We start from the raw sequence: 12,446 nt of genomic DNA on the forward strand, positions 1-12,446 counted from the left end.
TGGCAAAGTGCCATATATTCACAATTGCTGAGCAGTGGCCCTGAACCGACTGCCGCCAGTCAACCAAGAGATGGACCGACCATGCCGATTCTGAACCGCGCCGCGCAAATGCAGGAAGAAGTTGCCGGCTGGCGACGACATCTGCACCAGACACCGGAGCTGAATTTCGACGTCTTCCAGACCGCCGGTTTCGTCACCGAGAAGCTGACGGCCTTCGGCTGCGACGAGGTGGTGACGGGACTGGGCAAGACCGGCGTCGTCGGCATCATCCGCGGCCGCAAGGGCGATGGCCCGACCATCGGGCTGCGCGCCGACATGGACGCGCTGCCGATCGACGAGATCACCGGCAAGCCGTGGGCCTCGACCGTGCGCGGCAAGATGCATGCCTGCGGCCATGACGGCCACACCGCCATGCTCTTGGGCGCCGCCAAATATCTGGCCGAGACGCGCAATTTCGCTGGCACCGTGGCGGTGATCTTCCAGCCGGCAGAGGAAGGCGGCGGCGGCGGCAACGAAATGGTCAAGGACGGCATGATGGAGCGCTTCGCCATCGAGAAAGTGTTCGGCATGCACAATATGCCGGGCCTGCCGGTCGGCCAGTTCGCCATCAAGCCCGGCCCGATCATGGCCGCGACCGCAGAATTCACCATCACCGTCAAGGGCCGCGGCGGCCATGCCGCGATGCCGCACGGCACGATCGACCCGATCGTCATCGCCAGCCAGTTGGTCGGCGCGCTGCAAACCATTGCCTCGCGCAGCACCGATCCGGTCGAGTCGGTGGTGGTGTCGGTGACGAAGTTCCACGCCGGCGACGCCTATAACGTCATCCCCGAAAGCGCCGAGATCGCCGGCACCGTGCGCACGCTGAAGAAAGAAGTGGCCAAGAAATCGGAAGAACGCATTCGCGCACTCTGCGCCGGCCTCGCCTCCGCCTTCGGCGCTACCATCGAGGTCGATTACGACCCCAATTACCCTGTCACCTTCAACCATGCCGAGGAAACCGTGTTTGCGGGCGACATCGCCGCCGACATCGCCGGCGACAGCCACGTTCACCGCGCCATCCAGCCGGTGATGGGCGGCGAGGATTTTTCCTATATGCTGGAAGCCCGCCCCGGCGCCTTCATCTTCATCGGCAACGGCGACTCCGCCGGCCTGCATCACCCGGCCTACGACTTCAACGACGAGGTCATCCCGCACGGCATGAGCTATTGGGTGAAGCTGGCCGAGACCGCGCTCGCCACCTGAGCGCACGCAGGCGAAGGCGGCGAGCGTCCTGCCAAAACGGCTTGGCCCGCCCGGCCCGCCGAGATGAGTTACAGCCCAAGGGGAGGACAGCATGCCTCTTGGCGAACCGGCCCGAAGCGTTTATGTGTCGGGCCGCGTGGTCCCGTAGCTCAGTAGGATAGAGCGGCAGATTCCTAATCTGTAGGTCACAGGTTCGATTCCTGTCGGGATCACCAAGTTTTTCAATGGCTTGGCGAGCAGGTCGCTACATCGTGGGCGTCAGGACGATCCTGAAGTGAACGGCCCCGAAAGATGGTGCCTGCGCAAAAGCGTGGAGAGGTGGTTCGCGGCCTCGGCGAATGCTTCGCCTCCGGAAGCGATCAGCGCCGGTCGTTCCTGCTCGGGCGCTGCCAGAACGCGTTTCCAGAATGCGGCTATGAGTGCGCTCGACCGCGCGAGGTCGGCGGCCACGGCCTGATCGGCGGCCAGCGCCGCCAAATGCCGAGATGTAATGCCGCCGATGCCGGGCGGCACTTTCGCTCCCATGTCGAGAAAGCCCGGAGGCAGCGATCCTTTCAGATTGTGGACGCGATGCTCGACGATGGCGGCGTAGATCTGGTCGACGGCCTGCTTGGCGCCGGCGACACGGGAGGGGTGGTCGGTGTCGGCCGCGGCGTGAGGGAGGAGTTCCAGGCGCTGGCCATGGCGTTCGACCAGTTTCAGGTAAGGCAGCATCGGCCCTGAAAGTGCGGCGCCGTCGGTAAAAAGGTCGGCATCGATCGCTGCGTGAGAAACACGACCCGATTCCAGCGCGCGCTCCAGTGCTGCCACATCGACCAGCTCGCCGCGATCGTAGTTGATGAGCACCGCGCCGTGGTTGAGGAGGGAGAGGACTTCATCTCCGATCAGTCCGGCATTGGTGTATCGCTGCTGGCCGGCATCGAAGGGACCGAGGCCTAGGTGGACCGAAAGCGCGTCGGCGCCGCGCGCGGCGTCTTCCATGGTCTGGGCATAGTCGAAGCCTTCCGCCTCGATCCATTTTTGGTGACGGGGCCGCGCATGGATGGCGACCCGCATGCCGAAGGCCTGGCCGAGTCTGGCGAATTCGCGACCGATATTGCCATAGCCGAGCACGGCAAGTCTTTTGCCTTCGAGCTTCTCGGTCGGGTAATGCCGCAGGTCTTTTCCGGTATCGAACTGCCCGCCGGCGACCAGGGTGTTGAGCTTGTCCACGGGAAGATCCGGCCTGACTTTCAGCAGCGCCTTCATGGCCATTTGCGCGGTGGCGCGGCTGTTGATGCCCGGCGTGTTCATCAACGGCGCTTCGCCCCCTTCCCCGCTGCCTCCGCCCCAGGATGCCGAGCCCATATTGCCGGTGCCAGCGCCGATACGCACGCCGCCGAGGCGGAACCTGGTCTCCGCCGGAATGAAGGTCGCGGCGGCGATGACGGCGTCGTAGCGGCCGTCACCGGCCTCTGCCAGCAATTCGTCACGCGTGCTCAATTGCGGCAGGTAGAAGAAATGCAGCCTGTCGGGGTCAAGGGCGCCGGCCTTGGCGATGCCTGTCTGGTGGAACACGCCACCCTTGGCTTCGATATAGGCCTTGACCTCGCTGTGGTCTGGATTGCCGTCCGCGCCAAAGCGCAGCCCGACAAAATCGCAGATCAGAATATTGGCTGATGTCATGGAGCGTCGTTTCCCTGCAGCTGTCTCCAGTTACTCCAATCCGTGATCCTATGGATCGCGCGAAACGGCATATCCGGGTCGCAAGCGAGAAATCGCCGTAAGGAAGTTAAAACTTGTCGGCGCCAGCGAGGTCAGCCTGAGATAATTTCGTAGTGAAGGATCTGGGCGTCGCCGAGGGACGATCTGCGTCCGGGCGAGATGACGCCGGAGCCGAAGAGAAGAATATCTTCGCGGCGTATGAACACTTCATGGCCGGGTCCCATCGACACAAATGTGCCCGACGAGCTTCGCTCGACAAAGCGCGCTTTACCATTCGAAATGGTGAAGGTCGCGTGGAGCCTTGAGACCCAGGGTCGCTGGACGACGATATTGCATTCCGGAGATCGGCCGATCGTCACGAATTCGTTGTTTCGGCAGGATCGCGACTGATCTTCATAGCGGATGACCAGATAGATCTGCGGCGGGGCGGAGCGCCTATCGACAAAGGTGCCTCGGTTGGCGATGTGCGTGCTGAGGGCCCCATCGTCGCTCCTCAGCGTATAGACGTCGAAGAGTTCTTGCTTTCCCTTGAAGGCCATTTTGTCGAGGAGCCGCAAGGTACTGCGGCTGCCCGCGGAAAGGGCTTCGAAGAAGCTCTGGCTGATCAGCACCTCCCCGGGGTTGGCCGTGGTGGACAACCTTGCGGTGACATTGACAACGTCGCCGAATAGCGCGCCGCGCGCGCGAATGACCGCCCCGAAATGCAATCCGATCCGGGCGCTCAACGGTCCCTTCATCAGTTGGCTGCTGATTTGGCTGACGGCCCTCAGCGCCGCCTCCGGCCTCTCGAACAGGCTGAGCACGTCATCGCCCTTCGAGTAGATGAAATCACCGCCGTGTTGGGCGACGATCTCGCGTATCGCGTCGAGGCAATCCGAGACCTGCCGCAAAGCGTCATCGTCGCCGATGCGCTCATAGAGCGGCGTGCTGCCCACGACGTCAGCCAAGAGGACCGCGGCTAGAAGTCTTTCCTGATCCATCGACTCGTGTCCGCCCCGAGAACGAAGCGTATATAACATACCAAGGCCGACTTTGACTTATCCATGGGCGCGCCAAAAGGGCCTGCGCAACTGGGCAAGTGCTTGGCGCGATTAGCTCGGACGGACAGGCATCTGCCTTCGCTCATCCCGCCAAACGGGTTATCGGCTCAGAAAGAGCGAAAAACGTTTCGTATCCTTAACCCGGGCTGCCGGCCGCCGGATTGGCGATGATCGCCGCCCGGAAGCGGGCGACGAAATCGTCCAGCGCCGGGCGTTCGGCATCCGAGATCGCCCAGTAGGAGAAGGCATCGTCGGTCCAGTGGACCAGAAGGAAGCCACCTGCCGACAGATCGTCCGCCACCGGTACGGATTTGGCCTCGTTCTGCCGGGGCGCGGCCACCAGCGTGATCAGATGCTCGTGATGGCGGTAGACCAGCGCCGGCATCGGCCTGTCGCCGATCACCTCGACGCGCCCGCCAAGCAGGGCGTAACCATCCTTGGCCATGTCGGGCGCCGCCGGCGAGACGCCGATGCGGCCGTCGAGCCATGGCTTCACCGTGTGGCGGTCGGACGAGACGATGTCGACTGGAGTCGCCGCAAGCAGGCTGCGGCGGTGGCCGTTGGCGACGGCCACGGCGAAGCTGTCGGACCCATTGTCTGCCGTCGCCAGCCACTGCGTCGCGCCGCTGGCCAGAAAGGCCGTCAGCACGATCGAGGCCGCCATCTGGCGCCAATCGAAGGAGTTGAACCAGCGTGCCGCGCGCGGCCGCATCTCGACGACATTGCCTTGCTGCTGTTGCGGCTGTGACTGCGCCTTCACGGCTGTGGATTGGACGGCTTCGTCGGCCCCACTCACCTCGGCGATGGCCGCAATGCGGGCCAGAAAATCGTCGCGGACCGCCTGGCGCGGCACATTGGCGACAGCGCCGCGCAGCGCCACCAGGCGCGCATGTTCGGCGGCCAGCTCCGGATCGGCGGCCATGCGCCGCTCGACCGCCAAAGCGGCCGCGGCATCGAGCTCGCCATCGACAAGGGCGTGGATCATCAGCTTCATATCCTGCGGGTCTTGCGGCAATCCATCCTCACGCGGGCGATTTTCATGCGGGCTCATGGTGGCGCCCTCCAAGTTCCTTCATCAAGAGGCCGCGGGCTCTCGCCAGCCGCGACATCACCGTGCCCTGCGGCACGCCCAGCATGGCAGCGATCTCGCGGTAGCTGAGACCGTTGATGTCGCGCAGCACAAGTGTTTCGCGGAACGCTTGCGGCAGCCTGGCGATCGCCGCTTCCACCGCCGCCGAATTGGCCTTGGCGATCAGCACCGCCTCCGGGCTGTCGGTGTCAGTGTCGGGCGGCGGCGACACGTCGTCGAGATCGGCGAGGTCGCCGACGGCGACCACGCTGCGCGGGCGGTTGCGCGCCATCCATGTGTAGGAAGCGTTGCGCACGATGGTGAGCAGCCACGCGCGGGGGTTTCCCCCAGCGAACCCGGCAATGCCCGCATGCGCCTTGAGGCAGGCCTCCTGCACCACATCCTCGGCGTCGGCTTGATTGCCCGTGAGCCAGCGGGCAAGCGACAGCGCATCGCCAAGATGCGGCAGCACCACTTCGGCAAAACGCGCTGCCAGCATCTTTTCGCTCAACACCGTTCCGCCGTCGGGCGCTCCCGCCATGGGTTTGCCGCCCTCAGCGGGAGGCGACGATCTGTCCCTGCTCGTGTGGGTGAAGATCGCGACCGCAGGCGATGGCGCCTGCTTCGAGGGAGGAGAAGGCATTGGTGTCACCGGAGTCAAGTGTCTCGGAAGCAAGGCGTGCCTCGGAAGAGGACGGCGCATCGCTGGCTGCAAAGGGGCGGTCGCCGTCATGGTCGTGGATCTCGATGGTTGCGATCGGCACGGATCAGGGCCGGCGGCGAGGCGGTATCGCCCGGACCGGATGCGCCCGGCTCATCCGCTCCATAGGACGCCGGCGGCTGACGCCTTCGCCTTGTTCACATGCGTATTCGTCTTCGCGCCGCTTCATGGTCGGTCTCCTGCTGTTGCGCACAAATGGCGCATGCTCTGGAGACCCGCAGACCGGGCGGTTTATTCCCGGCCGGTCGGCTTTTTCGTTAACGCCAACTTGATCGAACGGCGTGCGGGCCTACAGCGCCTGCAGCGCAAGCCCCGCCAGAGCCGATCCCGCCAGCGTCGGCAGCATGCCGAGTTTCAGCCTGAACATGGCGACCATCGCCGCCGCCGACAGAAGCGCGGCGCGCCAGTCGAGCGAGGACAGGACCGGAACCTCCACGCCCCAGCCGACGCTTGCGACCTTGCCGAAGACGACATGCAGCGCGAACCACAGCGCGAGGTTCATGATGACGCCCACCACCGCCGCGGTGATCGCGCCGAGCGCCGCTGCCAGCGCCTTGTTCTGCCTGAGCTGCTCGATGTAGGGCGCGCCCAAAAATATCCAGAAGAAGCACGGGACGAAGGTGGCCCAGAGCGTCAGCGCCGACCCGAGCGATCCGGCAAGCAAAGGATTGATTGCACCGGCATGGCGATAGGCGGCGGCGAAGCCGACGAATTGCAGCACCAGGATCAGCGGCCCTGGCGTCGTTTCGGCAAGCCCCAGCCCGTCGACCATCTGTCCAGGCGAAAGCCAGCCGAACGAGGTCACCGCCGCCTGTGCCACATAGGCGAGAACCGCATAGGCGCCGCCGAATGTGACCACGGCCATCAGGCTGAAGAAGCCGCCGACCTGCGCCCACACGCTGCCAGGCCCCGCCAGCACGGCGACCAATGCTACAGGCCCCAGCCAGAGCGGCAGCCAGATGGCGATGGTGCGGGCCGCATGCCATCTGGTCGGCACGGTATGGCCGAGCTCACCGCGCTCGAACATCAGGTCGACCACGCCTTTGATGTCGGCGACGCTGCCCTTGCCGTGTGCCGAGCCCGAAAACAGCCGTGGCGCAAACCGATTGCCAATCCAGCCGATGAGGCCTGCCGCGAGCACGATCAGCGGGAACGGCACTCTGGCGACATAGATGGCGAGGAAGGCCGCCACCGCGATCACGATCATGGCCCGGTTCTTCAGCGCCCGCTTGCCGATGCGGATCACGGCTTCGACGACGACGGCAAGCACCGCCGCTTTGACGCCGAAGAACAGCGCCTCGACGACCGGTGCATCGTTGTAGAGCATGTAGAAGCTACTCAAGCCCAGCATGACCAGCGCGCCCGGCAGCACGAACAGGCTGCCGGCGACGAGACCGCCTGCCGTCCGATGCAGCAGCCAGCCGATATAGACGGCAAGCTGCTGCGCCTCGGGCCCGGGCAAGAGCATGCAGTAGTTGAGCGCGTGCAGGAACCGCTCCTCGCCGATCCAGCGGCGCTCCTCGACCAGTTCCTTGTGCATCAGCGCAATCTGCCCGGCCGGCCCGCCGAAGGACAGCAGGCCGATCTTGGCCCACAGCCGCGTCGCCTCGCGAAAGCTCGGCACGGTCGGGACATCGACCAGCGGCGCGGCGTCGTTCTTGGCGAGTGCTGTCATTACGCCTTGCCTCCTGCCGGCCAGTTGTGCGTCTCGTCTGCGGCATCGCGGCACCAGCGGAAGAAGGCGTCATAGAGGAGCATGCCGGCTTCGAGCTGCTCGAGGTCGTCGCGGAACATGCGCGACAGGCCGAGCGAGGCGGCGAGGAACCCGGCCGCCTGCGGCACGAGGTCGAGGCGCGCCGTATCGGCGCCGCGCACGATCAGCGCCAGGCGATCGAGCGCTTCGACGCGCATGCCGAACTCCTCGATCATCGTGTCGAAAGTGCAGCGATCCCCACGATGGCTCCAGAACACGCCCTCGATGTCGAAGGGAACCGCTGCGAAGCGGTCCGCCACAAGAGGCACTTCGGCTGGATCGACGAACAGGAAAACCGCCTGGGGATCGACGAAACGGCGGATCAGCCAGGGGCAGGCGATGCGGTCGACCTTCGGCCGCGAACGCGTGACCCACACGGTGCGGCCCTTCTCGTCGCGGGCCGGGATCGCGCCGGCGCTGACCAACGGCGCCCTGGCGGCGACCCAGGCCTCGAAGCCGCCTTCCAGCGATTCCGCCGGAATACCTTCGTGGCGCAGCCACGCGGCAACGCCTTGCGAGAGTTTCTGCCCCCTCTGGCAGATCACGACGACTTTGCGCCCCGAAAATTCCGACGCCCAGCTTGAGACAGTCCTGAAATCGCGCCGGCATGACGCCGGCAACAGGCGCGGATCGGCTTCATAGTCCTCGTCGATGCGCACATCGACCAGGCAAGGCGCATCGGGCAAGCCGACGAGACGGGAAAGCTGCGGAACGGTGATTGCGGTTGTTGACGGCATAGCGTCCACCTCCTGAGCAAAGAGAGTCTGGACGCGATCGTTGGGCTGACGCCTCACGGGGTCGTCGCGGGGAACCCCTTGCCGGAATGCTGGAACGATCACCGCCGATTGTCAAGGAAGGCGTTGCCTCCGACCGCCTTCGTTTTGCGATCGCCGTTGCGCTTACTGCGCCGTCCAGCCGCCATCCATCGGCAGGGTCGTGCCGGTGATCTGCCTGGCGGCGTCCGAGCACAGGAACAAAGTCAGCGCCGCCAGTTCCTCGACGGTGACGAATTCCTTGGTCGGCTGCGCCGCAAGCAGCACGTCGTGCTTGACCTGTTCCTCGGTCATGCCGCGCGCCTTCATCGTGTCGGGAATCTGCTTCTCGACCAGCGGCGTCCAGACATAGCCGGGCGCGATCGCGTTCACGGTGATGCCGTTCTGCGCGACCTCCAGCGCCACCGTCTTGCTCAGGCCGGCAATGCCGTGCTTGGCCGAGACATAGGCCGACTTGAACGGCGAGGCGACCAGCGCATGCGCCGAAGCCGTGTTGATGATGCGGCCCCATTTACGGCTCTTCATGCCGGGCACCGCCGCCTTGATGGCGTAGAAGGCAGCCAGAAGGTTGATGCGGATGATGGCTTCCCACTTGTCGTCGGGAAATTCCTCGATCGGCGCGACATGCTGGATGCCGGCATTGTTGACCAGGATGTCGAGGCTGCCGAATGCCGCCTCGGCCTCGTGGATCATGGCGGTGACGGCGGCGCCGTCCATCATGTTGGCGCCCGAGTAACGGCACTTGACGCCGAAATCCTTTTCGATGCCGGCCCGCTCCTGCTCGATCGCCGCCGCGTCGCCCAGGCCGTTGATGGTGACGTTGGCGCCCTCTGCGGCGAAGGCACGGGCGATTGCAAGGCCGATGCCGCTGGTCGAGCCGGTGACGAGCGCATTCTTCGAAGACAGGGAACCCATGGGAGATCTCGCAAGAGGTGGGAGGGACTTATCAACGCAACGAGTTGGGAGAGCAGATAGTTGGTGCAGTGCAGCACGACAATGGCACGGCCATGTGTCGGCTCGATTACACCGCGGCAGCGCCATTTTGCCGGCTCCGTGGCGGCGTGTCGCCGGGCTGACACGGCACTGTCATGCTGCCATGCAACATATTTGCCAGCGCATTCGCGCGGGTCATTTCAAACCTTACTGGGGCACCAGCCATGGAAATCGCCGATGTCGTGAAGCGAGCCTATGCCATGCCGCTCACCAACCCCTCCTTCCCGCCCGGCCCTTATCGTTTCTTCGACCGCGAATACATCATCATCACCTACTGCACGACGCGCGAGGCGCTGGAAGCCGTCGTGCCGGCGCCGCTCGAGATCGACGAGCCGCTGGTCAAATACGAATTCATCCGCATGCCGGACTCGACCGGTTTCGGCGACTACACCGAGACCGGCCAGGTCATTCCGGTGCGCTACAAGGGCCAGCACGGCGGCTACGTGCATTCCATGTATCTCGACGATGACGCGCCGATCGCCGGCGGCCGCGAGCTCTGGGGTTTTCCAAAAAAGCTCGCCAACCCCAAGATCGTGCATGAGGGCGAGGTGGTGGTCGGCACATTGCATTATGGCAGCGTGCTCTGCGCCACCGGCACCATGGGCTACAAGCACAGCGAAGCCGACCACGACCAGGTGCTCGCCTCGCTCGCCGCGCCCAATTTCCTCATCAAGATCATCCCGCATGTCGACGGCAGCCCACGCATCTGCGAGCTGGTCCGCTACTACCTCACCGACATCACGCTGAAGGAAGCCTGGACGGCGCCCGCCGCGCTCGACCTTCGGCCACATGTCATGGCCGATGTCGCCAAGCTGCCGGTGCTCGACATCGTCTCGGCCGTTCACTTCACCGCCGATCTGACGCTGGGTCTCGGCGAAGTCGTGCATGACTATCTCGCGGACCGCGGCCGATCGGCTGCCGGCGCGAAGGAACTGGAGAAAGCCGGTGCTTGAGCGTACCCGCAACAAGGCGGCTGCCGCCACCATCCAGGAAATCACTGCGCAATATGACCGCATCGCCCTGGTCTTCCAGGGCGGCGGCGCGCTCGGCGCCTATCAGGCAGGGGTTTATCAGGCGCTAGCCGACGCCGGCTGCGAGCCGACCTGGCTTTCCGGCGTCTCGATCGGTGCCATCAACGCCTCGATCATCGCCGGCAACGAGCCGAGCCGCCGCCTGCAGCGGCTGGAGCAGTTCTGGCAGACGATCTCGGGCCGCAAGATCTGGGCCTATACGCCCGAAGGCGACATCTATCGCGATATCCGCAACCAGACCTCGTCATTGATGACCATGACGATGGGCCAGCCGGGCTTCTTCAAGCCGCGCAGCCCGAACCCCTGGTTCCAGCTGGCGGGAGCGGAAGGTGCCACCAGCTTCTACGACACCGCCGAGCTCAAGGACACGCTGGAGAGCCTGATCGACTTCGACGTGCTGAACGACGGCAAGAAGCGCTTGAGCGTCGGCGCGGTCAATGTCAGGACCGGCAACTTCGTCTATTTCGACACCGACAAGGTGCGCATCGGGCCGGAGCACATCATGGCGAGCGGCGCGCTGCCGCCGGCCTTCCCCTCGATCCGCATCGAAGGCGAGTATTACTGGGACGGCGGCATCGTCTCCAACACGCCGCTGCAATATCTGCTCGACCAGGAGGAGGACCGCTCCTCGCTGGTGTTCCAGGTCGATCTGTTCAGCGCCCGCGGCGTGTTGCCGCGCGGCTTGGCCGACGTCCTGTCGCGCCACAAGGACATCATGTATTCCAGCCGCACGCGCCAGAACACCGACAACTTCCAGCGCATCCATGCGCTCAAGATGAAGCTGCTCGACGCGCTGAAGCGCGTGCCGCCGGACCAGCTCAAGGATGGCGAGAAGGAATTGATAGCCGACTATTCCGACGCAGGCGTGGTCAACATCGTCCACCTGATCTATCAGCACAAAGGCTATGAAGGCCACGCGAAGGACTACGAGTTCTCCGGCACCTCGATGCGAGAGCACTGGGAAATGGGCCTGGAAGACACCGAGCGCACGCTGCGTCACAAGAAGTGGCTGATGCTGCCCGACAATGCCGACGGCGTGACCATCCACGACCTGCATCGCGAAGACCCGACCTGATATTTGCATCCGCCACAAGCGGGGCAATCTCGGGAAAAAGTCACAGCGGCCGCTCGCCTGGGAGCCCGCAAACTGTGAAGCTCTGCTTCACAGGCCATCAACATTGTCGCGGATAGCCGCCTCGCGGAGAGCGGGCTTACATCTGGGCGTCAGCAAAATGCGCTGGGCTCAATGGAGTACCGCCGATGACCGCCGAAGCTGTTTCCCCTGCCGTCGTTCCATTGCGTGACGCCTGGCGAGGCCTGCTGTGGTTTGTGCCGCTCACAACGCTGTGGCTACTCTTGATCTATCGTTGGCCGGCGATCCCGGAGAGCGGCGTTCCGACCACGTTCCACCAGCTCGCGGCCCACGGGCTCATCGCCCTGGGGTTGTGGCTCGGCCTCGAACATACGAGCCTGACACCGGGTCAACGTCGCGCGACTTGGCTGGCAATCATGATCCCGGATACGCTGTGGTTCGCCGTCGCTTGGAGCGCCGCGATCAATGGCATCTTCCATCCGGACGCCACGGCTTTACCGGCGTTGCCATCGGCCATCTTCCTGCCGGTGATCATCGGTGCGCCGCTGTTGCTGTTCTCCAGGCGGGTCGGGCAGGTGCTCGATGCGACGCCGGCGAGCTGGCTCGTCGCGGTTCAGCTCTACCGCGTATTCGGCAGTTGGGCGCTCGCGGCGTGGCTGCATGGTGCGCTGCCCGGCGTATTCGCGGTGCCGGCAGGCGTCGGCGACGTGCTGACAGGGCTGTTCGCATTGCCTGCGGCGATCGCGGTGGCTACCGGCACAGCCGGGAGCCGGAGGGCAGCAATTCTCTGGAATATCCTCGGCCTTGCCGATTTCGCTGTCGCGATCACCATGGGCATAATCACCTCGCCCGGCCCGTGGCAGTTGATCGTTCCGGATGTGCTGAGCATCGGCGCTGGCGATTATCCGGGTGTGCTGACCCCTGCTTTCGTGGTGCCAAGCTCAATCCTGCTGCATGTTCTGTCGCCGCGCCAGCTGCGCCGCCTTAGAGCAATTCCAGGAAAAGTGTGAGCGGTTTTCCGTCC

General features: G+C 64.5%; 12 protein-coding genes and 1 tRNA gene. 5 read left to right on the forward strand and 8 right to left on the reverse strand.

What is annotated here, in order from left to right; genetic code table 11:
- Positions 1–81 precede the first annotated feature (81 nt).
- Complete coding sequence (locus LB535_RS19430; RefSeq protein ID WP_224633345.1) at positions 82–1,245, forward strand: M20 aminoacylase family protein; 1,164 nt, start codon at positions 82–84, stop codon at positions 1,243–1,245.
- Positions 1,246–1,383: 138 nt separating this feature from the next.
- Positions 1,384–1,460, forward strand: a tRNA-Arg gene (locus LB535_RS19435).
- A 43-nt stretch (positions 1,461–1,503) separates the two neighbouring features.
- Here the strand turns inward: LB535_RS19435 and LB535_RS19440 are convergent.
- From LB535_RS19440 to LB535_RS19475, 8 genes are all read right to left on the reverse strand, one after another.
- Positions 1,504–2,910: an NAD(P)-dependent oxidoreductase gene (locus LB535_RS19440; RefSeq protein WP_224633346.1), complete on the reverse strand. Its 1,407-nt coding sequence runs from the start codon at positions 2,908–2,910 to the stop codon at positions 1,504–1,506.
- Between the two features lie 131 nt (positions 2,911–3,041).
- Positions 3,042–3,929: an adenylate/guanylate cyclase domain-containing protein gene (locus LB535_RS19445; RefSeq protein WP_224633347.1), complete on the reverse strand. Its 888-nt coding sequence runs from the start codon at positions 3,927–3,929 to the stop codon at positions 3,042–3,044.
- A gap of 196 nt (positions 3,930–4,125) precedes the next feature.
- Positions 4,126–5,040 (reverse strand): anti-sigma factor family protein, encoded by a 915-nt coding sequence (locus tag LB535_RS19450; protein WP_224633348.1) that lies wholly within the window; start codon positions 5,038–5,040, stop codon positions 4,126–4,128.
- Positions 5,027–5,599, reverse strand: coding sequence for a sigma-70 family RNA polymerase sigma factor (locus LB535_RS19455; RefSeq protein ID WP_224633349.1), 573 nt, complete (start codon positions 5,597–5,599; stop codon positions 5,027–5,029). The genes LB535_RS19450 and LB535_RS19455 overlap by 14 nt, the downstream gene beginning before the upstream one ends.
- 13 nt (positions 5,600–5,612) lie before the next feature.
- A complete protein-coding gene (locus tag LB535_RS19460) occupies positions 5,613–5,822 on the reverse strand; it encodes a hypothetical protein (protein ID WP_224602362.1) in 210 nt (69 codons plus the stop codon).
- Positions 5,823–6,068: 246 nt separating this feature from the next.
- Positions 6,069–7,454: a chromate efflux transporter gene (gene chrA, locus LB535_RS19465; RefSeq protein WP_224633350.1), complete on the reverse strand. Its 1,386-nt coding sequence runs from the start codon at positions 7,452–7,454 to the stop codon at positions 6,069–6,071.
- On the reverse strand, positions 7,454–8,269 hold the full coding sequence (locus LB535_RS19470; RefSeq protein WP_224633351.1) for a chromate resistance protein ChrB domain-containing protein: 816 nt from the start codon (positions 8,267–8,269) through the stop codon (positions 7,454–7,456). The genes chrA and LB535_RS19470 overlap by 1 nt, the downstream gene beginning before the upstream one ends.
- 162 nt (positions 8,270–8,431) lie before the next feature.
- On the reverse strand, positions 8,432–9,220 hold the full coding sequence (locus LB535_RS19475; protein ID WP_224633352.1) for a 3-hydroxybutyrate dehydrogenase: 789 nt from the start codon (positions 9,218–9,220) through the stop codon (positions 8,432–8,434).
- Between the two features lie 242 nt (positions 9,221–9,462).
- Between LB535_RS19475 and LB535_RS19480 the strand changes: the two genes are divergently transcribed.
- From LB535_RS19480 to LB535_RS19490, 3 genes are all read left to right on the forward strand, one after another.
- Entirely contained in the window at positions 9,463–10,251 is a 789-nt protein-coding gene (locus tag LB535_RS19480; RefSeq protein ID WP_224633353.1) for an acetoacetate decarboxylase, read from the forward strand.
- Complete coding sequence (locus LB535_RS19485) at positions 10,244–11,404, forward strand: patatin-like phospholipase family protein (RefSeq protein ID WP_140842969.1); 1,161 nt, start codon at positions 10,244–10,246, stop codon at positions 11,402–11,404. The genes LB535_RS19480 and LB535_RS19485 overlap by 8 nt, the downstream gene beginning before the upstream one ends.
- A 185-nt stretch (positions 11,405–11,589) precedes the next feature.
- Entirely contained in the window at positions 11,590–12,432 is an 843-nt protein-coding gene (locus LB535_RS19490; RefSeq protein WP_224633354.1) for an MFS transporter, read from the forward strand.
- The last annotated feature ends 14 nt before the right edge of the window (positions 12,433–12,446 follow it).

The sequence above is a fragment of the Mesorhizobium sp. CA10 genome (assembly GCF_020165285.1).
In the GTDB taxonomy this organism is placed as follows: Bacteria; Pseudomonadota; Alphaproteobacteria; order Rhizobiales; family Rhizobiaceae; genus Mesorhizobium.

Coding starts and splice junctions, on each gene's coding strand:
- LB535_RS19430 (WP_224633345.1), top strand. CDS start 82: ATGCCGATTCTGAACCGCGCCGCGCAAATGCAGGAAGAAGTTGCCGGC.
- LB535_RS19440 (WP_224633346.1), bottom strand. CDS start 2,910: ATGACATCAGCCAATATTCTGATCTGCGATTTTGTCGGGCTGCGCTTT.
- LB535_RS19445 (WP_224633347.1), bottom strand. CDS start 3,929: ATGGATCAGGAAAGACTTCTAGCCGCGGTCCTCTTGGCTGACGTCGTG.
- LB535_RS19450 (WP_224633348.1), bottom strand. CDS start 5,040: ATGAGCCCGCATGAAAATCGCCCGCGTGAGGATGGATTGCCGCAAGAC.
- LB535_RS19455 (WP_224633349.1), bottom strand. CDS start 5,599: ATGGCGGGAGCGCCCGACGGCGGAACGGTGTTGAGCGAAAAGATGCTG.
- chrA (WP_224633350.1), bottom strand. CDS start 7,454: ATGACAGCACTCGCCAAGAACGACGCCGCGCCGCTGGTCGATGTCCCG.
- LB535_RS19470 (WP_224633351.1), bottom strand. CDS start 8,269: ATGCCGTCAACAACCGCAATCACCGTTCCGCAGCTTTCCCGTCTCGTC.
- LB535_RS19475 (WP_224633352.1), bottom strand. CDS start 9,220: ATGGGTTCCCTGTCTTCGAAGAATGCGCTCGTCACCGGCTCGACCAGC.
- LB535_RS19480 (WP_224633353.1), top strand. CDS start 9,463: ATGGAAATCGCCGATGTCGTGAAGCGAGCCTATGCCATGCCGCTCACC.
- LB535_RS19490 (WP_224633354.1), top strand. CDS start 11,590: ATGACCGCCGAAGCTGTTTCCCCTGCCGTCGTTCCATTGCGTGACGCC.